We start from the raw sequence: 26,834 nt of genomic DNA, 5'->3' as shown, positions 1-26,834 counted from the left end.
ATAAGGTATGTTTTTTTATAAAGTTACAGAAAATCAATAAAATCATTTAATCAGGTAAATCAAAGTTCAAGACTTAATTCCCTCAATATTCTAGCTAATTATACCAAAGTGAATTACTTTTGAATAAAATTTTTGCCCTTTTATGAAACACATACTTTTGTTTATATTTTCGTTTTTTACGCTTACATCCGTCGCACAAAGCTTATCTGAAGACGAGGTTAAAAAATATCTCGATGCACTACAAAAAGAAGAAATTATTTCAGAATTTGGTAAAGACGGCTTCCTTAAAACTATTGCCAAAGATAACCCGGCCATTAAGCAACGCTTATCAGGTATGCCCTTTGGTGCATTGAGCAAAATGCCTGATTCTTTGTTCAGGTCGAGGGCTGCCATTCTTGGTTTTGTGGGTGTTTTTGAGCTGGTACGCAATGTTGGTTCTGCGGCTGACGAGCTTGTGCAGTTACGTGAGATGTCGGAAAAAATATTAGGCGAAAGTATGTATTTTAAACCTGATATTGACGGAGATGTAAATGCCCGAAACCCAATCTCTTTTCTGGGTCTTGAGCAAAACTTGAAAGCATCAAAAGAAAAATACCTGGTTCTTGCCGATAAATTAAAAAGTATTCAGTTGATTGACCAGAAAGTTTATGACGAGTTATTGAAATGGCTTGAAAAAGACCGTATCAAGCTCATAAACGATTTTGGTTTCTTTGTTTATGCTGCCAAACAAACCTGGTTTTATGACAATTATGCCTCACAAAAAAGCATTCAGTTTAAGTTTATCGATAGCCTGCAAGCAGTAAACTTGCTTTCAAAAGCAAAAGCCGAAGCCATTAAGCAATCTTATAAACCTTTTGAGTTAAAAAGTAAAATAGATATACTTTCTGAAAGCAATAATGTAGTAATAATACCTCGTGAACAGGGTAATTTTACAAGAGAAGAGATTTATGAGCGTATGTTTAGCGAGGTAAAAACCAAACTTCTACCCGATTTTGCGTTTACAAATTTCTCGGTAAAAGAAATAAGCAAACCCACCACAGAACAATCTTTCGACAGCCCAATGGGTTTACCGTTCAAAAGTCCTCTGGATAAGAACAAGAAAAACTTTAGGCTTCAATATACAGTTAATGGGCTTACTTACGCCCAGAAAGCCGACACCGATTTTTCGTGGTTAAGTAATTTAAAAAGCCTTATTCCGCCAGATATTGACATTGACAGCAGTGTGATAGCCTCGTATGCAACTGTTTTTTCTCCGCTGATTGGCATTAACGCCAAAGATTTCCAATCAATTAACGACTACCTGACAGATAGAAAATCGGATAAAAGATTGATAATGCTTACCAACGAGGTAAACCCACTACTGCCAATCAGAGATGCCCGCAAAGCATTGCTGCTGGTAGATAGTACCCAAAGTCTGGTTTTCAAAACCAAGTGGCAAGATAACGCCTTTATTGGAGGCCTATTAGGCACTGAAAAAGTTGATTTCTCAAATGCATATAGCCGTGATAAACTGACGGCTATCATAAAAGACCTGCAAGAAAATAACATTCTTCCGGCCGACAACAAAGATTTGATTGATAAAGCCATTGTTGACCTTAGGTTTGAGGCCCGCAATAGAAGCAATGTAAAACGTAGCTTACTGTTAAGTTTTCCATCTATCATTGCCAAGGTTAATTTCAGCCCGAAAACCGACACTGAAAAAATAAACGCTTTCAAAACATTTATAGCCGAATTGGCTCGGGTTTCGCATAATAAATTCAAGCCCGAAAAAATCAATGATAATTTTGCTAATGAGATACTGAAAAGCAGCGAGAAAGACCGGAATCTGGTAATGAGTTTCAGGCTCAAAGACAAAAAGTATGAGTACAAGCAAGAGGTGCCTAAAATAGAAAAAGAACTGATTGAGGCACAAAAAAACCTTAAAAACAATAGCTTCGTCAATTTTGACAATGTAAGCCTGCATGAATATCAATTAATTGAACTCGTGAATGAATCATTGGAAGAAAACAAAATTGATGGCGCATTTTATAAAATCAATACCAGTTACAATACATTTACTCTAGGCGAGCAAGGCAACTATATTTTTCTGACCCAGCAACAATATGAGTATATTGATAAAACGCATAGCGAGATATTCAACGAACCTATCACCGAAAATGCGTATCATTCTTACCAATCGCAGATTGCTGCTTTCAGCACCAAAGATTTTGCCGATGCCCTGAAAAGAGAAAATATGCTGAGTGATGAAGAACTGAAAGCTATTGACCTAAACAAAACCAAAGAGCCATCTGAGGTATTAAAAGCAAGTTCACAAGCTGTTGTATTCGATTTGAATGAGCTGGCAGGCAAAAACAACGCTGAGTTGTATGAATATATTCTGAAAAAGTTTGGCACCAAACTATTACCAAATACCACAATCAGCGACCTGAATTATAAAAAAGCAAGAGAGTTCTCTGACTCAACAGAATATGGCGAGTATCTGGTTTCTGTAAAAATCAACGGCCGTGCATACGAGCAAAAGCTCTATGTCTCTTTGGCAAAAGTAGTGCAGAACGCCCTAGACTCGCTAAAAAATGAAAAATCGCAGTATTTTCCGGGTATAGGCGAAAACCAGTTTAAAGTCGTAAACGATTACCTCAACGATGTTGCTTCTCCGCACAGGCTGGTTATTGTATGCGACTACCGCAGCCCTAAGATTTCGTTTGTTTTGTTTGATAGCACGCAGGCAGGGCTGGTTGCTGAAACTCTGCCTAACAACTATGTTGATTTTAGTATGTATAATCGGGATTTCAGCCGTGACAGTTTGCAAAACACAATTTTTGAACTGGGCAGAATGGGTTTTATAGAGCCGATGAACGAAGCCCAGAGAGATGAATTTATTCTGAAATTCCGTCGGGTTCAAGGCTCAGGCAAAACTTTGCTGGAAGCACTACCGGGCGTAATTGCGAAAAGCAATATGTGGGAATTGGAAGATTTCAAAGATGTATATAAATCTATTATTGACTCACTGAAAACAATTTCAAAAGGGCGTTTTAATCCTGTAAAAGTTGAAGATAATTTTCAGAAAATGCTAAAAAAGGGAGAGTTTAAAAACCGCACCTTTACGTATAGTTTTGAACTGCATAACAAAAAGTATAGCGAAAGCCAGTTTATAAAAGCATTGCCTAAAAGCAAGAATAAAGACAACCAGTCAGGCTATGACTATTTTGACTTTGATACTGCAAAAATGCTTGAACTGGTAAATAAAGCTGTTGCTGAACAAAACGCTGAATATGCATTTTATGAACTATACAACGGCGAAGATGATGAACTAACAGGCCCGCAATTTATCTTTTTATCGGCCAAGCAATACCGATGGATAAAAAACAAATACCCCGAGTTATTTGAGACCTACGAAGATAACCGACTCTACGATTCGGATAAGATTGATGATAAAAACAAAAATTAGAGCTTTGTATAGCCTTTTATTTTCCCCAACCTAACGCTATTTTAACCTATGAAAAAAAACATTTATCTGGCATTGCTATCAACGGGTATCCTCTTGATAGCAACTGCCCTTCAAAAAAATTATCAGCCCGACGATGAGGAGTACACCGAATGGAAAGAATACCTCGGAGGGCCTGATAGAAACCATTACTCGACCCTAAACCAGATTACACCTGAAAACGTTTCGAACCTGAAAGTTGCATGGACTTATTCTACGCCTGATTCGGGGCAAATGCAGGTGAATCCTATCATTGTTGATGGTGTGCTATATGGTGTAACTTCATCGGTTCAGGCTTTTGCTTTAGATGCCGCCACAGGAAAGGAAATCTGGATGTTTGGCGATAAGCTGAAAAACTTTGCCAGCACTAGCCGAGGTGTGGCTTATTGGAGCGAAGGCAACGACAAAAGAATTTTGCACACCATAGGCCAGAATTTGTATGCCATTGATGCCACAACAGGTAAACCGATACCGACATTCGGCGATAACGGCAAGGTAGATTTACACACAGGCTTACCCGAAATAGCCCAGAAGAAATTTATTATTTCGAATACACCCGGAACAATCTTCGAAGATTTGATTGTGATGCCGCTTCGCTTGTCGGAAGGTGCAGACGCTGCACCGGGAGACATCAGGGCATTTAATGTAAAAACAGGTAAACTGGCTTGGACATTCCACACTATCCCCTACCCGAACGAGCCGGGCTATAATACATGGCCTAAAGAAGCCTATAAAAACACCGAAGTTGGTGCAGCCAACAACTGGGCTGGTATGGCCGTTGACAGAAAAAGAGGGATAATTTATGTACCAACAGGCTCGGCCGGCTATGATTTTTATGGCGGCAAAAGAATCGGCAAAAACCTTTATGCCAACTGTTTGCTGGCTTTAAATGCCCGCACAGGCAAGCTGCTATGGCATTTCCAGACTACGCACCACGATGTGTGGGACAGAGACCTACCCGCACCTCCAAACCTGATTACAGTGAAGCACAATGGCAAAATGGTTGATGCTGTGGCACAGCTAAGCAAACAAGGCTACATTTATTTGTTCGATAGAGTTACAGGCAAGCCACTTTTTCAGATTCAGGAAATAGCAGCACCTAAATCCAACTTGCCAGGTGAGGTAACGTGGCCCACGCAACCTGTGCCCGTTAAGCCTGCGCCATTTGCCCGTCAGGCTCATACCTTAACAGAAAAAGACATTAGCCCCTACGCCGAAAACCGTGATTCGCTGATAGCGCAGTTTAAAACTTACCGCCGTGAGCGTTTTGCGGCACCAAGCAAAGAAGGTACTATTATTCTACCGGGTTTTGATGGTGGTGCCGAATGGGGAGGCGCAGGTGCCGACCCTAAAGAAGGGATTATGTACGTAAACAGCAACGAAATGCCTTGGATTCTTACCATGAAAGCAACACCCAAACAAGATGCCCTAGCCGGACTTGGCACAGGTGAGCGCATTTACGCAACGTCTTGCGTGGCTTGTCATGGGTCTGATAAAAAAGGGAATGCAAAAAGTGGGTATCCATCGTTAGTTGATATTGAAAAACGCCGTGATAAAGCCTTTGTAACACAAATTATCAGCAATGGTAAAGGTATGATGCCGGGTTTTACAACACTTAGCAATACTGAAAAACAAGCACTTGTGGCATTTTTGTTTGGCGAAGAAAAGAAAGAAGTTGGTGGTTCAGGCAATGCTGGCACAAAAACACCTTATTTGCCTTTTGTGAGCACAGGTTATAACAAATTTTTAGATAGCAAAGGGTTTCCAGCTATATCACCTCCTTGGGGCACGTTGAATGCCATTGATATGAACACGGGTGAGTATCTCTGGAAAATTCCGTTAGGAGAACATGAGGCATTGAAACAAAAGGGTATCCCGACCACAGGTTCTGAAAACTACGGTGGCCCTGTGATAACTGCCAATGGTTTATTGTTTATTGCAGGTACCAAAGACGAGAAGTTCAGAGTTTTCAACAAGAAAACCGGAGCTTTGATTTGGGAAACCAAACTTCCAGCGGCGGCATTTGCCACGCCGTCAACGTATCAATTAAACGGTAAGCAATACGTAGTAATTGCCTGCGGAGGCACAAAGCTCGGTGCTAGGAAAGGAAACCAATACGTCGCATTTGCACTTCCTTAATTAATAAATTCAAGAGATAATAGTAAATATTTTTTCAAAAAATTTGATTCAAAATAACCCCATCCCCAACCCTTCCGCATCGGCGGTCCGACCCAACTGTGGGGCAGAGAGTTTAAAGTCCCTCTATCCACAGTTGGTGAGCGGCCGCCGCTGCGGAGGGATTTAGGGCGACCCGCGTAGGGTGTGGGGTTTTTAATGTCCATATTCGAACAATCACTTCTTCGCTTCTACGACTGCTTTGGTATCATTAGCATTTGCCGCTAGGGTGTTTTTGATGTCTTTTATTTCTGCTTGAAGGGTTTGGTGTTCTTTCATTAGTTTCTCAATCATGGCTTGTTGCTCTTGCATAGCTTTAATCATAGGAGCCATCAGATCGTTGTAACGCACTGATAAATAACCCTCATCATCTTTTTTAAGCAAGCCCATGTTTTTCTTGCCGAAATCATCTAGTGTTTGTTCTAAGTCCTGCGCAATCAAACCCATTTCTACACTTTTCGACTTATCGTTTTTACGAACGTATTGCACCGGTTTCAAGGCTTTTATAAAGTCAATTCCTAATGGCAAAGCCTGAATCTGTTCTTTCCATCTTCTATCAGATGTAACTGTCCAGGCTACTTGTACGCCTGCATAAGTAATAAAATTGTTACCTATTCTCACTTGATTATCAGCCGAAGCCGATGGCACATTAGCCCCTCTGCCTACCACAACATTATTTGAGCCTGTAGTTACATTACCACCGCCAAGCAATACATTATCAGAGCCTGAACTTAAATTTGACCCTGCACTATTTCCTATTACAACATTAAATGAACCAGTATTGATACCGCCCCCTGCAAAGCTACCAACTGCTGTATTTGAGTTGCCACTTGTAGCGTTTTCTAAGGCCAAATAACCCAAAGCTGTATTTGCACTTCCAAAATTATTGCTACTCAAAGCACTATAGCCAACCCCTACATTATTAATACCCACAGAGTTTGACAACAATGCCTGATAACCAATTGCTACGTTGTTGCCACCGCTTGTATTGTTACGCAATGAATTGCTACCCACAGCAGTATTTTCGGTACCACTATTACTGGCAGGAGTATTGCTGCCTCTTAACGCAGCAAAACCCACAGCAGTGTTGTTTCCGGTTTCGGCAGTTGTACCATTATAAGCATATCCTAAAGCTCCCGATCCAATAGCAGTATTATTGCTTCTGGCTTTGTTGCTTCCTAATGTGCCTTGCCCAATACCAACGTTATGCCCTCCAATGGTGTTGTCTTGCATTGCCTGATAGCCACTGACTGTATTGTTGCTACCAGTAGTATTGCTATACATGGCTCTGTATCCGCTGGCTACATTAGCAGCTCCGCCAAGTGTTGAGTACAAAGCACTTGTACCAACTGCCGTATTATAATAGCTGCCTGTACTACTATATAAACTTCTGCTCCCAACAGCCGTATTGCTGTTACCACCTACATTTGAATAGAGTGCATAATTCCCGACTGCTATGTTATCTCCGCCTGTAGAATTTGAGTAAAGCGAGTACTCACCAAGTGCTACTACGCCAGAGGCAGTTGTGTTGTTAAACAAACTGTTATAACCGATGCCTGTATTGCCTTGTCCTGTTGTATTGTTTGTAACAGCCTGACTACCAACAGCCGTATTGCGGCTGCCTGATGTATTATCGAAAAGAGCTGATAAACCTACAGCCACATTCTGGCTTCCTGTAGTGGATTTTAAAGATTGCGCTCCTAAAGAAGTATTGGTAGTATTATTACCCGGATTCCCGTTTTTACCTCTCACGCCTTTAGGTGTGATGGTAATTGAGCCATTAACGACTTCTTCTACATAAACCTGAGCTTGAGTTTCATAACAGACTAGTAAGCCCATTATAATAAAGGCAGATAAAAGATTTTTCATGGTCATTGTTATTTTATGAAGGATTTATTGAAATTAAATTTACCTAGCTAAGAAGTACGAATAATAAAAAGGGGCGAAAATCTGACTGTTTTTTTACTAAGTGGTAAATTGATGATAAAATCAGGCTACTAATATATAATAACCTGAAAATGTGGGAGTTAAAATCTATATAGAACAATCAATTAGAAACTCTTACCTTATAGGTGAAAACTCTGAGCTAAACGAACTATGGTCAGAAAACGAAGAAGATTACGAAGAATGGCGAGGCGGCGTTGAAGTTCTAATAAAAATACTAGAACGATAATGTATATGGAAACGCCAACATAGCGTCTCCAAAAATTCCATACAAAAACACAACCAGCACCCCTCCCTCTTACCATCCTAATAATCAAGCACTTACCCCTCATCTAAGTCAAAAAACTCACCCAATTAAATCCTCACACAAATATTTTTTAAAAACTTTTGTAACCTTTTTGTTTTCTCCCAGTAATCATTGTTAGAAACCTAAAACGAAAAAGCTTTTTATGACTGATGAGGCAGCTATGCAATTTGTAGCCAGTGGCGACTTGGATAAGGCTGCGATTTTGTACGAACGCTACAAACGCCCATTATACAATTTTTATTTAAGATTTGGAGTAGAGCGAGATTCTAGTCAGGACTTGACGCAACAGGTTTTCTATCGTGTTATTCATTATAGGCAGAGCTATCGGGAGGGGTACGAGTTCCGGACATGGATATACCGCATTGCACGGAATATCTATCACGACTTTCTCAAGGAGCATTCGCACAACCATAAAGATTTACACGAAAACATTGATGTACCAGAAGAAGAAAATTATGATGATGAACAATACCTTTTAATTCAGAAAGCCCTAAAAAAACTACCACAAGAATACCGCGAGGTATTGACCATGAGTAGATACGACGAACTGAAATACGATGAAATAGCCGACATACTTAATATTTCGGTGGCATTAGTGAAAGTTCGGGTACACAGAGGCTTGAAACAACTAAAAGAAGAATTTTTGAAACTCAATTAAAATTAACAATTACTAGGAGGACTGTGGTTATGGAACAATTATTTGCCGATTATTTAGAAGATAAGCTGACTGCCAAACAAAAACAGGAACTCGAAACCTTGCTGGCAGAAGACGATACACTCAGAGATGAGTTTGAAGATTTAAAGGCTTTTTATGTCGATATGCACAAACCGGTAGACCTCGAGCCAAAAGCAAATCTGGATTTAGGTTTCTACATGATGCTCGAAAAAGAAAAGGGTGCCGAGCAAAAGAAAAAAGACAAAGAGCAAAAAAGCGCCATGAGAGTAAGCTGGATCAACTCTCCGCTACTAAAATATGCCGCCGGCGTTATATTATTACTAGGCATTTTTGTGATTGGTCGCCGAACAGCCGATAAGAATCTGGGAGATTTGAGTGAAATAACAAAAATCAAAAACGATGTAGAAGAAACTAAACAACTGGTAATGCTCTCGATGCTTAAAAGAGAGTCGGCTTCAGAAAGGATTCAGGCAGTAAACTACAGTTATGACATAAACAAGCCTGATAACGAAGTACTAAAGGCATTGATTAAAACGCTCAACAACGACCCGAACATCAATGTACGTACAGCCGCTGCTGAGGCGCTGTCGCACTTCGGAGATGAGAAGATTGCCAGAGATGCTTTGATTCAGACCTTGCATAAGCAAGAAGAGCCAACATTACAGATTACGATTATTGATATTCTGGCGAATCTGGGCGATAAAAGAGCAGTAAAACCAATTCAGAAGCTATTACAAAATAACGATACCGATGAACTTGTGAAACGCAAAGCAATGGAAAGTGTTAAAGTCTTGACTTTATAAGCCCCCTAGCCCTAGCGAGCCATAAGATACATCATTTGGAAACATTTTTCCATCGACTCATCACAAATGAGTAACCCACCAACTATTATAAGAGTAGTTTTGAGAGATGTTCCTATAATTGTTGCAGTTATTAGCACCTGATAATTTTTTTACTAAAAACTGCAACGTTTATACCCTAAGCTGGGACTCTTAATAAGACTATTAATTTTTAAACTAAAATTATGAAAAAGTTTCTATTACTAACATTACTCCTTGGAGTAAACGGAATCTTATTGGCTCAAAAAAGCAAAATCACAGGTTTTGTACTCGATTCAACAGCCAACAAACCAGTTGAATTTGCAACAGTATCGCTCTTAAAAGACAGCAAACCTGTAGAAGGCACTACTGCCGACGAACGAGGGAAATTTACATTAACAAAAGCAAATCAAGGCACTTATCAAATCAGAATTACATTCATCGGCTTTAAAGACAAACTCATCGATAATGTGAAAGTAAGCGACAACGAAGACCTAGATTTAGGAGTTATTAAAATCTCACAGTCGGTTCAGCAATTACAAGAAGTTACTGTGGTTGAACAAAAAGCATTGTTTGAAGAAAAACCAGACCGCCTGGTGTACAACGCCGAAAAAGACATCACGATAAAAGGCGGCAACGCAGGTGATGTGCTTAGAAAAATACCATCGATAGCCGTTGACCTTGATGGTAACGTAGAGCTGAGAGGTAGCGCCAACATTAAGGTTTTGATCAATAATAAACCTTCAAACCTGATGGCCCGTAGCATTGCCGATGTGTTGAAACAAATCCCGGCCGATGATATTAAGCAAATTGAGGTTATCACCTCGCCATCGGCTAAATATGATGCCGAAGGTACGGCAGGTATCATCAACATTATCACCAAAAAGAATAGTATTCAAGGGGTGAATGGTAACGCCGATTTATCGCTTGGTCAATGGAACGACCGCCTGAATGGTTCTTTGAATTATCGGACAAAATCTATCGGTTTCTCGGCCAGAGGTGGTTTTAACCGCTGGAGAAACAAAGGTGGCAACGAAAGCAACCGTCTTACAAATGTTGAAGGGGTTACGAGTAGTTTGTTACAAACAACCGATTTCAGAGGAGGTGGCGAAAACGGCTACGGCACAATATCGGCCGATTGGGATATTGATTCTCTTAACCGTATCACGGCAAGCTTTAATCTGTACGATGGTAAAAACGGCATGAATTTCGATTACCTGAACGATTACTCAACCCAGGGTGTATCGAACTTGTTCTTCACTCGTAACCTTTACCGAATCTATGACTGGCAGGGAAATACGTTGAATCTTGACTATATCAAATCGTTTAAAAAACCAAAAAGAGAATTCAGCATCCTGACTATGTTCTCGAAAGAAGGGGAAGACAGTTTTTATACACTTGACCAGTCAAACGAGGATAAAATAGTTAATTACCGTGAGAAGAGTACAAACTATAGTGCAAACTATGAAGGAACGGTACAGGTAGACTTCACAAATCCGCTCGATAGTGTAAGCACAATGGAAGTGGGTGTGAAATCAATTTTCAGAAAAGTACAAAGCGATTACCAGGTATCAAACGCACTTGATGGCTCTACCAATTTTGAAGATGTACCAGAACTAGCCAACGTATTTAACTATGCGCAGCAAGTAGCCAGTACTTACCTTACTTACTCACGTACAAAAAACAAATGGGGTATAAACGCAGGAGTAAGATATGAGCATACCTTTATTCAGGCAGAGTTTCTGGCAGGTAAAGTGCCTTTCACAAACGATTACGGCAACCTGATTCCGAACGTAAGTTTGTCACGCAGCTTACCCAAAAACCAGAAGTTGAAACTAAGCTATACACAACGTATTCAGCGCCCGATGCTTTGGTACTTAAACCCTTACGTTAATGCCAGCGAGCCATTACTGACATACTCAGGTAACCCATATCTGAAACCAGAGTTGACACATAGCGCCGAGATTAATTATAATGTGTATATCAAAGAGTCGTCAATCAATACATCGCTTTTCATGCGCCAGACAAACAATGCTATTGAGCGTATCAGAACATTCGATTCAGAAGGTGTAGCAAGTATCAATTTCCAGAATATCGCACAAAATACCTCTTACGGCTTAACGCTGAGCGGTAATACCAAAATCAAGAAGAAATTCACAGCCAATGGGGCAATCAACCTTTATTACAATATTCTGAACAGCCCTGCTTTGCAAGCCACAAACGAGAACTGGATGTATCGCCTGAATATGAACGCCAGCTACGATTTTGGCAAAGGTTTTAAAGCGCAGTTCTTTGGTTTCTTCAACTCACCACGTGTAATGTTACAAGGCAAAATCAGCAGTTTTGCTTATTACAATGTTGCCTTGCAAAAAGAAATAATGAACAAAAAAGCAACGGTAGGTTTAGGTTTCGACAACTTCCTTGCACCATATTTTACTCAGAAAATCGATTTTTCAGGCCCAACATTTACACAAACGGGACAATCGAGATACTATAACCAGGGCTGGAGATTGAGTTTCTCTTACCAGTTCGGAAAAATGAGCAGCCAACCACAACGTCAGAAGAAAAGCATCAGCAACGACGACAAAAAAGGTAGCGACGGAAACTAAGGGGTAATGCCCGAAAGGTTTCTCAGAATAGGCCTCATTTCATGAAAAATAACATACACCAGTAACACTTAATTTAAAATATTGAACATAAACCAGTAAAAAATCATGAAAAAAGCAATTGTTGTAATTTTAATCTGCGTTGCCTACGCAAATGCTTTCGGGCAAGCTAAACCATATAAAGTAGCCTTTAGTGGACAAGGAAAAAAAGTAGTAGTTGTTGTTCAACAAGCCTCGGTTAATATTCAGGGAGTTGACGGAAACGAGGTAAGCATTGAACAAACCGGAGAAAACCGTAAGGAATTGCCAAAAGAAGCCGATGGCTTAAGATTAATCACAGGTGGCATTGTTGATAATACAGGTGTAGGTGCAAGTGCAGAGGTTGAAGGTAACGTATTGAAAATTATCATTCCTAAAAACCGTTACACAGGTGTTTTAACTATCAAAGTCCCAAAATCACTTGGCCTAAGCGTAACTGAAAGCCAGAACTGGGGTGAGCAAAAGATTATCATCAGCGATATTGCAGGTGAAATTGAATTGAAAACCGGTAATTCAAAGGCATATCTGAACGATATTACAGGCCCATTGGTAGCTAATACAGGCCACGGAAAGATTTTTGTTACTTACTCAAAACTTTCGCAAAGTTCACCAAGTTCAATCAGTGCCTCAGGTGCAATTGATGTAACGCTTCCAAATGACTCTAAAGCAAACCTGAAGATTCGTAGCTACTACGGCGATTTGTTTACAGACTGGGACATTACAGCCGTAAAGAAAGAAGCTAAAGCAACAGCGAGCTCAGGCACTAAAACCATTACAGGCCAAGGCAGTGTAGACGGCGAATCAATAGCAGTAGCAGGACAATATAAAATTGCTACAAGAGTAGATGGCGGCAATTCTGACGACAGAGATGTATTCAAAAAAGACCAATTTGTATATGTAGCCAGCTCAAGCAAAACAGATGCTTTTGAAGGTACTATCAACGGTGGCGGCGTAGTGATTGACTTAAAGTCGAGCAACGGTAATATTTATGTGAGAAAGAAGAAGTAAGCATAAGGTACCAGCGAATGATTTAGGTTCACGAAATAAGCGTTCTTTCAAATAAAAATCTAAAATGAACCAGACCGCTTTGTAGAGACGACATGCTGGCGTCTCCACAGGTCTTGAAAATTAGAAGTTTATCTATTGGATTTGTCTCTCGAATATCATTTTTTGATTTTACAGACCCTTGGAGACGCCAGCATGTCGTCTCTACGAGAAAATCCTTATTTATTGAGCCAAATCATTCGCTAAAATACCAGTTCGAAAACTCAAATCGACCTTAGCTCCTACTAAATTATGAAAAAACTCCTTACAATCATCGTTTGCCTTAGCTGGCAAATGGGCTTTAGCCAACTCAAGTTTGCCGCTCCGCTCAAAAGCACTTCAAGATATGCCGCAGTATTAATAGAGCGAAACAATATTAATATTCAGGGTTATGAAGGCAATGAAATCAGAATTGAAATCGAAAAGCCGATTACCCCACCAAAACAAGCCGATGGCTTGAAACGTGTAAATATCAAAGGTCTTGAAGATAATACACAATTAGGCATTAATGTATCGCAAGACGATTCAACGCTGGTTATCCGTGAAGTATGCAATTGTTATGGTGGTGTTTATACAATATATCTGCCAAATAAACTCAACTTGATGGTTTATGAAAACTTTCCGCAACATGGGCAACGATGGGCCATAAAAGATATGCTTGGTAGCTTTGATGCCAGCACCGAATTCGGGAATATATATTTACAAAACGTAATGGGTCCTATCAAAGCCTATAGTCGCCACGGTTCGGTAAATGCATATTTGAGTCAGGCAGGCAATATTTATATGTCGAGTCTTTACGGTAAAGTATTGCTTGAAGTACCGGAAAGCATAAAGGCCGACTTAAAAATAAAAACCACAGAGTGGAACGACGTATTTACTGATTTTGAGTTACCTGTTTATGAAAACAAACAAACCTACCTCACAGCCTCATTGAATGGCGGCGGCAACTCGGTAGAACTAAAATCAGACCACGGTAATATTTACTTGAGAAAGAAGAAGAATTGAGTGATTGAGTGATTTAAAATTAGAAATAAAATAATCACTCAATCACTCACTAAATAAAAACTTTAAGGTTTCTGAAGCATTTTAATCATACAATTTAGCTTAAAGCATAGGGCGAGACTTTGTCTTGCCCTTATCTTTTATAGATTAGTCTTGATTAACTTAATAGAAATAGCCAGCAAAATCATTCCGAAAACTTTACGTAGTATATCGGCACCTGTTACACCTAGTTTCTTCTCAATCCAGACCGATGTACGCAATACCATATATACAACTAATATATTGAGCACAATTCCTACAATAATATTCTCTTGTTTATAGGCAGCTTTCAGCGATATAATGGTAGTCATGGTACCTGCTCCGGCAATAATAGGGAACGCCAGGGGTACAATAGACGTAGCTTTACTCGATGAGGTTTCATGCTTGAAGATATTCCGCCCGAGAATCATTTCCATACCTATCAGAAATATAATCAATGCCCCTGCCACGGCAAATGAGTTGACATCGACCCCAAATAAATTGAGAATACCAACCCCCAAAAACAGATAAACAATCATCAACGAACCTGCTACTAATGTAGCTTGTTCGGCATGGATACCACCTGCCTTTTTTCGTAAATCGATAATTACCGGAATAGACCCGAGTATATCAATCACCGAAAAAAGAATAATGGTAACGGAAATAATTTCCTTAAAACTAAAGTTCATTTTTGAAGTAGTATATGGTTAAATATGTGATTGTCTGAACTTTGATTCACCTGATTTGTGTGATTTAACTGATTAAACATTTATGATTTTGAAAGTATTTAAAAGACCATTCATTTATCTCTCATAACTCAAATTTATGGTCGCACTACTACATCAGTGTAATCATATAAATCAGGTAAATCAAAGTTCAGACTAAATTCTTAAGCGCCTCAAATTCCCAATCTTCAATGGCCGGGAAGTTGGCTATCCTGAAGGTGTTTTCTTTCCAGTTGCCGTAGCCATTACCGAGTGTGATTCCGGCTTCTTTGGCTCTTTGTTTTAGCTGTTTTATGGCGTCGCTTACGCCTTCAATGGCAATCACGGTATCAGAGCGTACCGCTTCATTTTCTATCAGCAAAGTCCATACGGTTTCCTGCTCTATAAATCTACAAAAATCCTGATTGCGGGTTTTTATTTTTGCACTTATCAACTCAATGTTTTCAACGTGCTCCATTACTCGCTTTAGCAAATAAATAGCCAAAACATTGGGCGTATAATGCGTCTGAAACTTCTCAAAATTCTCGTGTACAAACAAAAAGCTATTGTAGTGTTTGCTCTCCCCTATCAATTCCGCCTGTTTTATAGCTTTTGGCGAGCAAACCATTACACCCAAACCCGCTGGCAAACCCAGACATTTTTGTACCGATGCCAGCCAAATATCACCTTTGCCCCAGTCTAATTCAATACCACCAAGCGATGAAGTAACATCATAGGCAATAAGTGCTTCGGCTGATGGAATCTGGCTTACATCTACCTGAGTAGCATTAGAGGTTTCGTTTTGTGTAATGCAAATTACATCATATTTTGATGTGTCGGTTTCTAGCAGAGGTATGTTTTCATTTATTCCGAATGGAATATCAAATGTAGCATCGCCTACTATTTTTTTGGTGTACTCAAACCATTTCTGCCCAAAAGCGCCATTGTAAATATGTAGACTACCCTTGGCGGTAAAAGATTGTGCGATTATTTCCCAACACTCGGTGGCTGACGAGGTAAAGTAAACTTTGTAGTCGGCCGGAACATTAAGTTTCTGTTTAAACAGGGTAATACACTGTTTAAGCATATCCATAAAAGCCGGACTGCGGTGGTTCTGGCTAAGAATACCCTCTTGTACTGCATCTTGCAGGTAGGTGGCTATCTGAGGATAAATTTTAGATGGCCCCGGATAAAACGTAATCATTCGGTAATGAGTATAATCATAACGATTTGCAACAAATAAGCAGCATATATAAATAAAATCTATACACTAGCATGATTCAACCAAACCATCACTATTGAATTTCGTTCAGAAAATATCTTCTTAATTCTCTTTCCAACTCAACAGCCGATACAATTTTAATGTTCCCGTCGATAGCTAAAGAAATCTTGCCGTTTTCTTCCGAAATACAAATAGCTACGGAATCGGTAGCCTCTGAAATACCCAAGGCTGCTCTGTGTCGGAAGCCGTAATTAGAAGGGAGGTCGTCGCCGCTGGCAATTGGTAATATACAATGTGCTGCCTTTATGCGGCCTTTATTAATAATAGCTGCGCCATCGTTGAGCAAACTATATTGGCTGAAAATAGTAACAAGCATCTTTTTAGATAATACCGCATCTACTATATCGCCTGACTCTATAAACTTACTCAAATCATCGTCTTTTTGCAACACAATAATGCCCCCTGTAAACTCGCTCGACATGGTTTTGGCTACATCGCTTACTATTTTCAAAGGCGTAGCATTTTCTTTTTCTAGCTGATTACCCAACAACTTGGCAAAAACCTGATTATTTGCCAATGAGGTAGATTTACCAACCATAAGCAAAAACCGCCTGATTTCCTGCTGAAACAACACAATGAGAGCAATGGCCCCTACACCCATAAAATACTCGAGTATACGTGTAAGCAACTCTAAACCGATAGCTTTTACAATTAAATAAAACAGATAGATAAGTAGATAGCCCAAAAACACCCTGCTTGCTACGCTTCCTTTTACTAATTTATATATATAATACAACAGAAAGGTTACTAATACTACATCTAAAACATCTGTCCACTTTATTTCTAAAAAGCTTATCTGCATCGTTAGGATTTTTAATGTGTGATTTGCGAAAGTACGAAAAAAACGAAAAAACCACACCTTTCGATATGGCTTTTCCTATTAAAATCTTTATTTTCTGGTTTTATTTACATGTTTCCTGAAATCTTCAATTCGGTGAAAAGTCAGAAAGTTGGCATCATGAAAATTATTTGCACCACCGCTTGCATCATCATAGGCTGTTCTTGATGCAAAAATTATATCGTTTTGCTCAAATTGCCAGTCAACGTATTGAAAACCATGCTTGCTAATATCGGGATGATACAATAATTGCTCATGAATCTCCCAGTTTTTAAGGTCAGCCGAGCTCCCCAAAGCCAATTGATTGCGGATACTTGCAGGGGTTTTAGTCTTATATAAGGTATCAACTACGTTCAGCAGAGCCCAGTATCTATCGCTTACATTATCGTACCTTATAGTAAATTTTTTACTTGCGCCTGGCATAGGCACAAATCCTGTTTGTGCATCAAAGCTGGCTTTTTTGCCATCTTTGCTGATATTTACAAACGCAGCTACCTCAGCATTTCCGGCAGGTACATCAACCCGCAGAATATCGAGCACTTTTCCATCTTTACTCACAACAGCGTTTCCTTCGAGCCATGCGTTGAACTTCCCATCAAGATAAGTCGAATCGTAGGGTAAAGCATTTGTTCTTCTCCAGTTATCAGCATTGAGTAAATCGGCGTTTACAGAAGCCGAAATCATCATGGCGCTATATCTTTTTCCCCAGCGTGTAGTTGGCGCAGTGGCATACTCTAAAGCACGCCAGATGCGGCCATTATGAATAAGCACAGGCACAGGTGCGTTATGGTATTCGCCCTCAATTAATAAACCTGTTTTTTTACTGTATGGAATTGTCCAGGTATGCCCTTTATCTGTCGATTTACGGATAATAAAATTGCCATGATGCTTGTTTGTACCCATTATGTAAAGGGCATCGTTATGCACAAAAAGATTCGACCAGAACTGCCCATCAATATTGGCTATCTGCTGCCAGATTTTACCTTTATCTGTCGAAGAAAAAATGCGGGTTTGTGCCGAAGCAAACTCTTTCGATTTAGGGCCGAACTCATCGTGCGAAGCAATATAAGTACCATCAGGTAAAATACAGATTGAGGGCGAGCCTATGTATTTACCTGTCTCTTTGCTCATGTAACTGATTACAGTTCCGGGAGGCTCAGGCACGCTTTGCCCAAGACTTGAAAATGAGATTGCAAAAACAAAAAAGCAGGAGATAATTGTTAAGGTTGAATATTTTGTCATAATTAGGTGGTATAGGTGATTTTAAGGATTAAGTTAATAAATAATTTGAGAGCTAGCGAGCGCCAGTTTTTAAATTTTGTTGATTGATATGCAGAATAAGAGCATGTTTAAAAATTATGATTCGACCTGCAAAGGCATCTTTTTTAGCTATACTTCGTTGCATTTTTTCGATGTAGCTGCTTGCTACATCGAAAAAATGACGCCCGCAGCGGCGGCCGCTCGTCTATCTAAAAAATCTGTCCTTTTCGGTCAGAATAACAAAATTTAAACATACTCTAATTACAATCGCTCAAAAAATTTTATTACTATATACCTCCAAATACATTAAAATTACTATATATCAACAAAAAAAGGTACCACATTCATCGGCTTTGAACCAATTGCTGTGATACCTTTTGGTATGGATTCAGAGGAAAAACCTATTAACGCGGACGGCCCCCTCCAGCACCGCCACTTGCAGGCGCCTGGCCTCCGCCTTGTCCGCCACCTTCGCCTTCGCCTTCTTTTATATCATCGTTATTAACTTTTTTCTTACTGCGGAACATGTTTCCACCTCCGCCGTTGAAGTCCATTTTACCAAATGAGTAGTTGATAGAGAAACGAACCCCTCTGTTGTAAACATTACGAACCGATGTAGAACTAAAGGTAGGGTCAGCAGCAAAGCTCTTGATAACCATTTTCTTGGCAAATGGATTATCTAAGCCAAAGTTGAAGCTACCTTTTTTGTTTTTGAAATCTTTTTTCACACCAATGTTATAGTAGCGGAAAGCACCCTGATACCCTTGTAATTGTACACGGCGGCTACCCATAAACCCAAATGCCTGTGCACCCCAACCTTTGGTAAATGTATAAGAAGCGTTGAAATTAAAGTTTGAGTTCCAACCTTTATTTTCTATTTCAACTATTGAGTTTCGGTAGGTGTTGTCAGCCTGTAAAACAGGAATCACGATTGAGCCATTCAGCAAGTTATAAGTAAAATTAGTACCACCACCAATTCTCAGGCTTTTGGTTGGCTGAAGGTTCAGAAATAAACTTGCGCCGTAGAAATTGGTTTTACCTATATTATCAAAAGTTGAAGTAGTAACACCTGCTTCGTCAACCGACCTTACAGTTGTGATATTGTTGTTGGTAAAACGACGGAACACAGAGAAATTAACCGAATTAGCCTTGAAATAGGTATTGTAGTTTATCTCAAAATTATGGCTTAATTCTGGTTTCAATAATGGATTACCATACGAAATATTCAGTGGGTCGGCATAGTTCACAAATGGGTTTAGCACCTCAAGCGATGGGCGTTGAATACGTTGCCCATAGCTAAATCTAACCTTATGATTTTTCGGAAAATCTTTAGAGACCGTTAAGGTAGGCACTATATTATCGTAAGGTGCAATAGTAGTTTGAGCATCTGAATTCTGGAACTTGGCATTAATAGTGGTGTTTTCATAACGAACCCCCATTTTTAAGCCCCATTTTTTAGGTAATGCTAGTGTAAGCGTACTATAAGCAGCACCAACTTTTTGTTCGTACTCAAAATTATTGGTTCTGCCCGGCAATAAAACCAGGTCGCCCACTTGCTCATCAAACTGATAAAAATCATACGCACTCGTTACATCACGAATAATATATTTTGCTCCAACCTCAAAAATATGTTTTTTGAACGGATAGGTATAATCGGCCTGAAAGGTTGTTTCGGCGTTTTTACCATCGTTATTACTTTTATTAAACGGGCGATTATTCTGGTCGGTTCTGAAATCTGTATTACGGATATTACGCCCATGCTGTACCAATAGCGTAAAATCGTGGCCCTGCTCCTTGAAAGTACGGGTATAATTAAAATCAAAGTCAAGGCTGTTGTTGTTACGCAATTGTTTTACATAGCGTGTAAATTGTTGTAGAACCTCTTCTTTGGTTTCGCCTGTAAGCAAAGAAGTCTGAGGGCCTTTGGTATTAAAATTACCTATACCAAGGCGGCCTGTAAGTGTCAATGAGTTTTTCGGATTAATATCATAATCAACGCTCAATTGTGTGTTACCAAACAAACGGGCTACATTGTTGGCATCTGTTTGCGCAAGTGTGGTATTAAACCCTCTTACTGAACTCTGGCGGATGTTCGACCCATCGCCCGGGGTATTATAACCTGAGTTTCCACCAAAATTTAAAGATGTACCAATTTTTTTCTGGCGTAGGTTAAGGTTTCCAAAGGCATTAGCACCACGCCAGCCAGCACCGGCATTTACAAAGCCTGTTAAACCCTGAAGCGTATTTTTCTTTGTAATGATATTGATGATACCTGCTGTACCCTCGGCATCATATTTAGCCGACGGAGAAGTAATAAGCTCTACCGACTTAATCATGTCTGACGGAATTTGTTTCAAGGCATCAGCAATGTTTGTAGCCAAAATACTAGAAGGTTTATTGTTTATCAAAACCTTGATGTTGCTACTTCCACGCATTTGCACGTTTCCGTCCATATCTACCGTTAGCATCGGAACTTTACGAAGAATATCTTCGGCTGTACCGCCACGGCTTGTAATGTCTTTCTCGGCGTTATATACAAGGCGGTCAACTTTATCTTCAATTAAAGCCGCCTGCCCTACTACTGTTACTTCGTTCAATACCTTAGTGTCGGTAGCCATCAATATATCGCCAACATTTACATCGGCTTTGTTGGTACTAACTTCTACTTTGTTGAGCGTTGCGTTTTTGTAACCTATAAAAGATGCCACCAGTTTATATGTACCTTTAGCAAGGTTTTTAACAGTAAAAGCTCCGTTCATGTCGGTCATGGCTCCGTCTACAACTTTATTGTTTTTGTCATATACGGCAACCGAAGCAAACTCAACCGGTTTATTGCTTGTAGAGTCAACTAATTTACCACTAATTTTTGCAGAACCTCTTGGTGTTTCGTCTTGGGGTGTTTGTTGTTGTTGCTGTGGATTCATTCCCTGGAAACCACCACCAGAACGTCCGCCTCCGCCTCCTGGAAATTGGGCATAAGCTGTGGTGACTAGTCCTAGAGAAAGAACTGTTAGTAAAATTTCTTTTTTCATTATCGTAAATAAATGTTAAACTTTAGAGCGGTTTGGAAGCTAAAGTATATCTTGATTTTGTACAAAATTACCACTCAAACCTGCAATAAATACCAAGGATACAATTAAAAGAATTATAATATTTACCACTACGGTAAAACAATAGATGAAAGGATAAGATGCGTAGATAAGAATAAAACAAAAAAATGCTCTGCACAGGCAGAGCATCTATATACGTAGCTATTTAGGGCTTTACAAATGGTATTTACGGCGAGTCGGATTTATCTGAAATTTCTTGTGCATGGTAAAACTTTCGGGATGCATTTGCTCAAATAAAACCCTCCACTCTTCGAACCTCTCAGGCTCGGATTTTGCAAATTTTTCGAGGTCAATTTTCTTGCTTATCAGGTATTCTTCAAAAGTCATGATTCATGTTTTTGTACAAATTTATTATAAATTTTCTAAATAGCTAAAGCCATGTAGCTATTGTTTCAAAATGATACAATAAGGATTGTCGTTTAGATTTAATTGCTAAGTTAACAAAAACCCAAATTGCTTGTTAAACGTAAATAGATAAAACCGAAAAAATATTCTTTCTATTCACGAAACTAAGATGAAAGAAGTTATAAAAAAACATCCACTGGCCATCAGGTGGTTTCATTGGGTAAACTTCCCGATATTGCTTATCATGATATGGAGCGGAATGCTCATTTATTGGGCTAATGGCGTATATAAAATTCAGATTGGAGACCTAATCATATTTAAGTTTTTTCCCGACTGGTTTTATAAAACCCTCAAAATCCCCTATCGACTTGCTGAGGGCATGGCTACTCATTTTGTTTTTATGTGGCTCTTCTTTCTGAATGGGCTTTTTTACGTTTTATATACACTTATATCAAGCGAATGGCGCTATCTTGTGCCAAAGAAAAACGCTTTCAGAGAAGCCTGGCAGGTAGTTTTATATGACCTGGGCATAAGTAAGTATCACCCACCCGTACAAAAATACAATGCTGCCCAGCAAATAGCCTATTCGGCAATTATCCTTATGGGCTTAGGCTCTTTGCTCACGGGTTTAGCTATTTACAAGCCTGTGCAGGTATATTGGCTTACATGGCTTTTTGGGGGCTATTCTGCAGCCCGAATCATTCATTTTATACTCACAATAGGTTATGTGTTATTTTTCCTGATTCATGTTATACAGGTTATAAGAGCAGGGTGGAAAAATTTTCAATCAATGATTACAGGTTTTGAAACTACTAAATCAGACCTGAAAGAACCAAAAGAAGAAGAAAACCCTAAACCGATTAGTGAAACCTAAAATGCTATGAAAAATCAAAAAGAACAATGGTCGGATAAAAAGATACAGAGAAGAACCTTTTTCTCTTTTCTTGGCTTTGCTTTAGCCAATGTTGGCGCATGGTTTTCGTGGAAATGGTATCAAAACCTACCTAAAACCAATAACAAATTAGATGAAGCCACAAGAGATGTATTAGGTTTTAACGAAAAAGTGAAAGACCAGTTTTTCAGCCACAAGCATCTGGCTAAAACTTATCCCAAGGCAAGAGCAGCCAAAAGGCCACGCCTGAATGGTTTTATTGGTATTCAGGAAAATATTGATGTAACAAAATGGCAGCTTGAAGTACTCAATCCATCAGGTAAGCCTTCGACTTTCTTTCAGATGAGCCATATTAAAGCATTACCGAAACAAGAAATTATTTTCGATTTTAAATGTATTGAAGGCTGGTACCAGATTGTGCATTATGGCGGCATCAGGTTTTCAGACTTTTTACAAAAGTATAATCTGGGCAAAAAAGAAGGCACCAATGAGTGGTATAAATATGTAGGGCTCGAAACCCCAGACGGCAAATATTATGTAGGGCTAGATATTGAAAGTGCTTTACACCCTCAAACTTTACTTTGCTATGAAGTAAATAACCAGCCTCTACCAAAATTTCATGGTGCGCCCTTGCGGCTGATTATCCCGGTGAAATATGGCATAAAAAACCTGAAACGCATCGGTAAGATGTATTTTTCGGATACTCCACCAAGAGACTACTGGCATGAGCTAGGCTATGATTATGACGTAACCCTGTAAGCCTTAATCAATGTTACGCAGCCAGCCCGTTAGGCTGCGGCGCTCACGGGTAGCAGGTAATACTTCGTGTTCTATCTTATCGCTTTCAAATACGGCCAGACGCCCGCCTAAAGGCAATATTTTTTCTGCTTTATCTGGCAAATACAAAACCAGTTCGCCGCCGTTATCGGGCTGCCAGTCTTGGTTTAAGTAACAGATAAACGATAGTTTACGCCCCGAATCGTTTCTGAATTTATCTAAATGGCGTTTGTAGAAAGTACCGACAGGGTAAGAAGCATAGTGGATTTCGTAAGAACGGAGCCCTAAATAACATGTATAATTGACATAAGACATAAATTCTTCAAGACGAGTCAGGAACCGCGTTTCTATCTCATTAGCATTGTCTTTTTCAAGCCAAAGGATTTCGTCTCCTCTGATATTTTTTACCACCTCATGCCCCTTACTAATACCCGCCTGCTTAAATTCCTGTGCCTGATAATGAGCTAAAAAGCTTTCGTTCAGCGCGCCTATTTCTTCTTCTGATAAAAAGCCATCTAAAATCCCGTATCCCTGCTCAATTATTTGAGAAATTATTGATTCAAATGAAACTTGCCATGTTTCTTCCATATTTTATGCGTATTTTTGCACCCGTTTTATGCTTGAGGGCCTCATGTTTTTTATGAATATGCTATACAAACCTTAGGTATGAATCATTTGACATATTCAAACAACAAACGTCAGCTTAAGCAGCCGACAAACTAAGGCTTACAAAATTAGATAAAAATGTCATTTCTTCAAGAATTACACAAACGTCGTACTTTCGCTATCATTGCTCACCCCGATGCAGGGAAAACTACATTGACTGAAAAACTACTCCTTTTCGGAGGTGCGATTCAGACAGCGGGAGCCGTGAAATCAAATAAAATTAAAAAATCTACTACTTCCGATTTCATGGAAATCGAGAAGCAAAGAGGTATTTCGGTAGCTACATCGGTAATGACCTTTGAGTACCGTGACCTTAAAATTAATATTCTGGATACGCCCGGCCATAAAGACTTTGCCGAAGATACTTATAGAACCCTTACGGCTGTTGACAGCGTAATATTGGTGATTGACTGCGTAAAAGGCGTTGAGGAACAAACAGAAAGACTGATGGAGGTTTGCCGTATGCGCAATACACCAGTGATTATCTTTGTGAATAAACTTGACCGTGAGGGACAAAACCCGTTTGATTTGCTTGATGAATTAGAGCAAAAACTAAACATCAGCGTTCGCCCTATTACATGGCCAGTAAATGGTGGTTCAAATTTCAAAGGTGTATACCACCTGCTTGAAAAGAAAATGAACCACTTTGCAGTAAACAAAACCCGTTTGGAAGATGATATTGAGGTGATTGAGTTGGAGTCGGATGTTTTAGACCAGAAAGTAGGCACAAAAGACGCCAATCAGCTTCGTGAAGATGTTGAATTGATTGAGGGAGTATATAGCGAGTTTGATAATGAAGAATATCTGGCAGGTAACCTTGCTCCGGTATTTTTTGGTAGTGCCGTGAGTAATTTTGGCGTAATGGAGTTGCTCAATACGTTCTGCGATGTGTCGCCGATTCCGGTACATCGAATGACTGACAAACGCATGGTTGAGCCGGACGAAAAGAAATTCAGCGGTTTTGTATTTAAAATCCATGCCAATATCGACCCACGCCACCGTGATAGAATTGCGTTTTTAAGAATATGCAGCGGTCAGTTTGAACGTGGTAAGTTTTATAAACACGTGCGTCTGAGCAAAGAAATGCGTTTTTCGAGCCCATTTGCTTTCTTGGCAGATAGAAAAGACGTAGTAGAAGATGCATATCCGGGCGATGTGATTGGTTTGTATGATACGGGTACTTTCAAAATAGGTGATACCTTGACCGAGGGAGAAGAATTGCAGTTTACTGGTATTCCGAGTTTCTCGCCTGAGATATTCAAAGAGGTAATTAACAAAGACCCGATGAAATCGAAACAATTGGAGAAAGGTGTACAACAATTGACCGATGAGGGTGTTGCGCAGTTATTTACGGTACAGCCGGGTAACAGAAAGATTATTGGTACTGTGGGTGAACTCCAGTTTGAGGTAATTCAATACCGATTATTGAACGAGTATGGCGCTAGCTGCCGATTCGATGCTCGCCCCTACTCTAAGGCTTGTTGGATAACGGCTGAAGATAAAACCAAACTTGCTGAGTTTATTCGTCTGAAGAGCAATTTCATAGCCTACGATAAAGACGAGAACCCTGTATTTTTAGCAGAAACCGACTGGATTTTACGAATGAATATTCAGAATAACCCAGACATTAAGTTTCATACTACCTCTGAGTTTAAAACAGCATTGGCGTATTAATAATATAAATCCCCTTCGGTATCGAAGGGGATTCTTTTTAATACTTTACTTTAATGCCATGATATAGCTCCTGCTCCTTATAGTCTTTTCTTAGCGGATGGCCTTCCCAGTCGGCAGGTAATAATATTCTTCTTAAATCGGGGTGCCCTACAAAATCAATCCCTACTAAATCGTAGGCTTCACGTTCGTGCCAATCGGCCGTGCGCCAAATGGGGGTTACCGATGGTACTTTCGGTAAAGCGCCACCTTCACCACTACGAGGCACTTCTACTTTCAATACAAAATTATGCTCGTAAGGTATAGAGGTAAGGTGGTAAATCACCTCAACAGTGCCCACAGTTTCGCCATTATCAATGGCTGTAATACAAGCCAGATAGTCGAAGTATAATTTGGGTTGCACATGCAAAAACTGGCAGATTTCAAGTATTTTATCGGCAGGAACTGTAATGCTTGGTTGTGGAGAGATTTTGTCTTCTTTTAGCACCACGTCATCACCAAACATACTTATGATTAATAATCTTATCAGGTCAAAATCCATTGTCTCTTCTACTGAACTTATGATTGAAAAGTAAAGGTACAAACATATCTTATATCTCCGAAAAAAATAAGTTTATTTCAGATTTAAACCTTTTTTATTCGATTTACTCTAAGAATCACAACGTTGTAAAAATTTTCATAATTATTACCATTAATCTTTATTAAGACAATGAAAAAAATCATTTTAGTGTGTGCGTTTGTGGGTGGGTTAGTTAGTGGTGCTTTTGCACAGGGCGACCGCCTGACTCGTGGAGAGAGGACAGAAAAAACACCTGAACAACGTGCCGAAATCAGAACCAAACGTATGCAGGAGTCGCTTAGCCTCAATAACGACCAGTATCAGAAAGTATTAGCTATTAATCTTGAGCAAGAGAAGAAAAGAGAAGAGTTCAGAAAAGCTGAGAGAGAAAGAATGATGGCTAATCGCCAGCAATTTAAGGCAAACCACGATGCCGCAATGAAAAGCTATGAAAACGTACTTACACCTGAACAAATGACAAAGTTTAAGGAAGAAGCCAAGAAAAGAAGAGCCGAAATGAAAGATAAACGCAGAGGAAAAAGAAGATAGTTTTCGGGAGTGTAAACTGAACTGTGTCAAGTATTTTTACTACTCACTTGGAGTTGTCTTCAAGTGAG

General features: G+C 39.6%; 21 protein-coding genes. 12 read left to right on the top strand and 9 right to left on the bottom strand.

All coding sequences use genetic code 11. The features are described 5' to 3' along the window. Positions 1 to 142: 142 nt before the first annotated feature. Both WAE64_RS12215 and WAE64_RS12210 read left to right on the top strand, forming a co-directional pair. Positions 143 to 3,448 (top strand): hypothetical protein, encoded by a 3,306-nt coding sequence (locus tag WAE64_RS12215; RefSeq protein ID WP_340236813.1) that lies wholly within the window; start codon positions 143 to 145, stop codon positions 3,446 to 3,448. Between the two features lie 48 nt (positions 3,449 to 3,496). After that, positions 3,497 to 5,623, top strand: coding sequence for an outer membrane protein assembly factor BamB family protein (locus WAE64_RS12210; RefSeq protein ID WP_340236811.1), 2,127 nt, complete (start codon positions 3,497 to 3,499; stop codon positions 5,621 to 5,623). A gap of 213 nt (positions 5,624 to 5,836) precedes the next feature. On the opposite strand, the gene WAE64_RS12205 is transcribed toward WAE64_RS12210, so the two are convergent. After that, entirely contained in the window at positions 5,837 to 7,528 is a 1,692-nt protein-coding gene (locus WAE64_RS12205; RefSeq protein WP_340236807.1) for a tail fiber domain-containing protein, read from the bottom strand. 151 nt (positions 7,529 to 7,679) lie between these two features. On the opposite strand from WAE64_RS12205, the gene WAE64_RS12200 reads away from it, so the two are divergent. The 6 genes from WAE64_RS12200 to WAE64_RS12175 all read left to right on the top strand — a co-directional run bounded on the left by WAE64_RS12200 (position 7,680) and on the right by WAE64_RS12175 (position 14,098). After that, a complete protein-coding gene (locus WAE64_RS12200) occupies positions 7,680 to 7,832 on the top strand; it encodes a hypothetical protein (RefSeq protein ID WP_340236805.1) in 153 nt (50 codons plus the stop codon). A 220-nt stretch (positions 7,833 to 8,052) separates the two neighbouring features. After that, positions 8,053 to 8,568, top strand: a complete 516-nt coding sequence (locus tag WAE64_RS12195) for an RNA polymerase sigma factor (protein WP_340236803.1) — start codon at positions 8,053 to 8,055, stop codon at positions 8,566 to 8,568. Between the two features lie 29 nt (positions 8,569 to 8,597). Then, positions 8,598 to 9,389, top strand: coding sequence for a HEAT repeat domain-containing protein (locus WAE64_RS12190; protein WP_340236802.1), 792 nt, complete (start codon positions 8,598 to 8,600; stop codon positions 9,387 to 9,389). Between the two features lie 221 nt (positions 9,390 to 9,610). Beyond that, positions 9,611 to 12,013: a TonB-dependent receptor gene (locus WAE64_RS12185; RefSeq protein ID WP_340236801.1), complete on the top strand. Its 2,403-nt coding sequence runs from the start codon at positions 9,611 to 9,613 to the stop codon at positions 12,011 to 12,013. Positions 12,014 to 12,118: 105 nt separating this feature from the next. Beyond that, positions 12,119 to 13,057, top strand: a complete 939-nt coding sequence (locus WAE64_RS12180) for a DUF4097 family beta strand repeat-containing protein (RefSeq protein WP_340236800.1) — start codon at positions 12,119 to 12,121, stop codon at positions 13,055 to 13,057. Positions 13,058 to 13,345: 288 nt separating this feature from the next. Continuing rightward, positions 13,346 to 14,098, top strand: coding sequence for a DUF4097 family beta strand repeat-containing protein (locus WAE64_RS12175; protein ID WP_340236799.1), 753 nt, complete (start codon positions 13,346 to 13,348; stop codon positions 14,096 to 14,098). Between the two features lie 137 nt (positions 14,099 to 14,235). Here the strand turns inward: WAE64_RS12175 and WAE64_RS12170 are convergent, their stop codons facing one another. From WAE64_RS12170 to WAE64_RS12145, 6 genes are all read right to left on the bottom strand, one after another. Then, on the bottom strand, positions 14,236 to 14,802 hold the full coding sequence (locus WAE64_RS12170) for a MarC family protein (RefSeq protein WP_340236797.1): 567 nt from the start codon (positions 14,800 to 14,802) through the stop codon (positions 14,236 to 14,238). A 187-nt stretch (positions 14,803 to 14,989) separates the two neighbouring features. Next, positions 14,990 to 16,021 (bottom strand): aminotransferase class V-fold PLP-dependent enzyme, encoded by a 1,032-nt coding sequence (locus tag WAE64_RS12165; RefSeq protein WP_340236796.1) that lies wholly within the window; start codon positions 16,019 to 16,021, stop codon positions 14,990 to 14,992. A 91-nt stretch (positions 16,022 to 16,112) separates the two neighbouring features. After that, complete coding sequence (cdaA, locus tag WAE64_RS12160; protein ID WP_340236794.1) at positions 16,113 to 16,901, bottom strand: diadenylate cyclase CdaA; 789 nt, start codon at positions 16,899 to 16,901, stop codon at positions 16,113 to 16,115. 87 nt (positions 16,902 to 16,988) lie between these two features. Then, on the bottom strand, positions 16,989 to 18,179 hold the full coding sequence (locus WAE64_RS12155) for a sialidase family protein (protein ID WP_340236792.1): 1,191 nt from the start codon (positions 18,177 to 18,179) through the stop codon (positions 16,989 to 16,991). A 422-nt stretch (positions 18,180 to 18,601) separates the two neighbouring features. Then, positions 18,602 to 21,229, bottom strand: a complete 2,628-nt coding sequence (locus tag WAE64_RS12150) for a TonB-dependent receptor (RefSeq protein ID WP_340236790.1) — start codon at positions 21,227 to 21,229, stop codon at positions 18,602 to 18,604. Positions 21,230 to 21,460: 231 nt separating this feature from the next. Then, positions 21,461 to 21,634, bottom strand: coding sequence for a hypothetical protein (locus WAE64_RS12145; RefSeq protein WP_340236788.1), 174 nt, complete (start codon positions 21,632 to 21,634; stop codon positions 21,461 to 21,463). Between the two features lie 187 nt (positions 21,635 to 21,821). Between WAE64_RS12145 and WAE64_RS12140 the strand changes: the two genes are divergently transcribed. Beyond that, positions 21,822 to 22,526 (top strand): cytochrome b/b6 domain-containing protein, encoded by a 705-nt coding sequence (locus tag WAE64_RS12140; RefSeq protein WP_340236787.1) that lies wholly within the window; start codon positions 21,822 to 21,824, stop codon positions 22,524 to 22,526. Between the two features lie 6 nt (positions 22,527 to 22,532). Further along, entirely contained in the window at positions 22,533 to 23,303 is a 771-nt protein-coding gene (locus tag WAE64_RS12135) for a molybdopterin-dependent oxidoreductase (protein ID WP_340236785.1), read from the top strand. A 3-nt stretch (positions 23,304 to 23,306) separates the two neighbouring features. Here WAE64_RS12135 and WAE64_RS12130 read toward each other — a convergent pair whose 3' ends face one another. Then, positions 23,307 to 23,909, bottom strand: a complete 603-nt coding sequence (locus WAE64_RS12130; protein WP_340236783.1) for a 2OG-Fe(II) oxygenase — start codon at positions 23,907 to 23,909, stop codon at positions 23,307 to 23,309. A gap of 156 nt (positions 23,910 to 24,065) precedes the next feature. Here WAE64_RS12130 and WAE64_RS12125 point away from each other — a divergent pair, with 156 nt between their 5' ends. Beyond that, entirely contained in the window at positions 24,066 to 25,661 is a 1,596-nt protein-coding gene (locus tag WAE64_RS12125; RefSeq protein WP_340236781.1) for a peptide chain release factor 3, read from the top strand. A 37-nt stretch (positions 25,662 to 25,698) separates the two neighbouring features. On the opposite strand, the gene WAE64_RS12120 is transcribed toward WAE64_RS12125, so the two are convergent. Beyond that, the gene (locus WAE64_RS12120; RefSeq protein ID WP_340236779.1) at positions 25,699 to 26,199 is read right to left on the bottom strand and encodes an NADH-quinone oxidoreductase subunit C; all 501 of its coding nucleotides are present in this window, start codon (positions 26,197 to 26,199) and stop codon (positions 25,699 to 25,701) included. Between the two features lie 168 nt (positions 26,200 to 26,367). On the opposite strand from WAE64_RS12120, the gene WAE64_RS12115 reads away from it, so the two are divergent. Further along, positions 26,368 to 26,766 (top strand): hypothetical protein, encoded by a 399-nt coding sequence (locus tag WAE64_RS12115; RefSeq protein WP_340236777.1) that lies wholly within the window; start codon positions 26,368 to 26,370, stop codon positions 26,764 to 26,766. The last annotated feature ends 68 nt before the right edge of the window (positions 26,767 to 26,834 follow it).

Source organism: Emticicia soli (assembly GCF_037860775.1).
In the GTDB taxonomy this organism is placed as follows: domain Bacteria; phylum Bacteroidota; class Bacteroidia; order Cytophagales; family Spirosomataceae; genus Emticicia; species Emticicia soli.
This window is presented reverse-complemented; position numbering and strand designations above follow the sequence as displayed.

Excerpts from the sequence above, each read along its gene's own strand:
- WAE64_RS12190 (WP_340236802.1), top strand. The coding sequence starts at position 8,598 with ATGGAACAATTATTTGCCGATTATTTAGAAGATAAGCTGACTGCCAAA.
- WAE64_RS12155 (WP_340236792.1), bottom strand. The coding sequence starts at position 18,179 with ATGACAAAATATTCAACCTTAACAATTATCTCCTGCTTTTTTGTTTTT.
- WAE64_RS12150 (WP_340236790.1), bottom strand. The coding sequence starts at position 21,229 with ATGAAAAAAGAAATTTTACTAACAGTTCTTTCTCTAGGACTAGTCACC.
- cdaA (WP_340236794.1), bottom strand. The coding sequence starts at position 16,901 with ATGCAGATAAGCTTTTTAGAAATAAAGTGGACAGATGTTTTAGATGTA.
- WAE64_RS12135 (WP_340236785.1), top strand. The coding sequence starts at position 22,533 with ATGAAAAATCAAAAAGAACAATGGTCGGATAAAAAGATACAGAGAAGA.
- WAE64_RS12205 (WP_340236807.1), bottom strand. The coding sequence starts at position 7,528 with ATGAAAAATCTTTTATCTGCCTTTATTATAATGGGCTTACTAGTCTGT.
- WAE64_RS12185 (WP_340236801.1), top strand. The coding sequence starts at position 9,611 with ATGAAAAAGTTTCTATTACTAACATTACTCCTTGGAGTAAACGGAATC.
- WAE64_RS12215 (WP_340236813.1), top strand. The coding sequence starts at position 143 with ATGAAACACATACTTTTGTTTATATTTTCGTTTTTTACGCTTACATCC.
- WAE64_RS12130 (WP_340236783.1), bottom strand. The coding sequence starts at position 23,909 with ATGGAAGAAACATGGCAAGTTTCATTTGAATCAATAATTTCTCAAATA.
- WAE64_RS12170 (WP_340236797.1), bottom strand. The coding sequence starts at position 14,802 with ATGAACTTTAGTTTTAAGGAAATTATTTCCGTTACCATTATTCTTTTT.
- WAE64_RS12165 (WP_340236796.1), bottom strand. The coding sequence starts at position 16,021 with ATGATTACGTTTTATCCGGGGCCATCTAAAATTTATCCTCAGATAGCC.
- WAE64_RS12195 (WP_340236803.1), top strand. The coding sequence starts at position 8,053 with ATGACTGATGAGGCAGCTATGCAATTTGTAGCCAGTGGCGACTTGGAT.
- WAE64_RS12180 (WP_340236800.1), top strand. The coding sequence starts at position 12,119 with ATGAAAAAAGCAATTGTTGTAATTTTAATCTGCGTTGCCTACGCAAAT.
- WAE64_RS12125 (WP_340236781.1), top strand. The coding sequence starts at position 24,066 with ATGTCATTTCTTCAAGAATTACACAAACGTCGTACTTTCGCTATCATT.
- WAE64_RS12145 (WP_340236788.1), bottom strand. The coding sequence starts at position 21,634 with ATGACTTTTGAAGAATACCTGATAAGCAAGAAAATTGACCTCGAAAAA.
- WAE64_RS12120 (WP_340236779.1), bottom strand. The coding sequence starts at position 26,199 with ATGGATTTTGACCTGATAAGATTATTAATCATAAGTATGTTTGGTGAT.
- WAE64_RS12115 (WP_340236777.1), top strand. The coding sequence starts at position 26,368 with ATGAAAAAAATCATTTTAGTGTGTGCGTTTGTGGGTGGGTTAGTTAGT.
- WAE64_RS12175 (WP_340236799.1), top strand. The coding sequence starts at position 13,346 with ATGAAAAAACTCCTTACAATCATCGTTTGCCTTAGCTGGCAAATGGGC.
- WAE64_RS12210 (WP_340236811.1), top strand. The coding sequence starts at position 3,497 with ATGAAAAAAAACATTTATCTGGCATTGCTATCAACGGGTATCCTCTTG.
- WAE64_RS12140 (WP_340236787.1), top strand. The coding sequence starts at position 21,822 with ATGAAAGAAGTTATAAAAAAACATCCACTGGCCATCAGGTGGTTTCAT.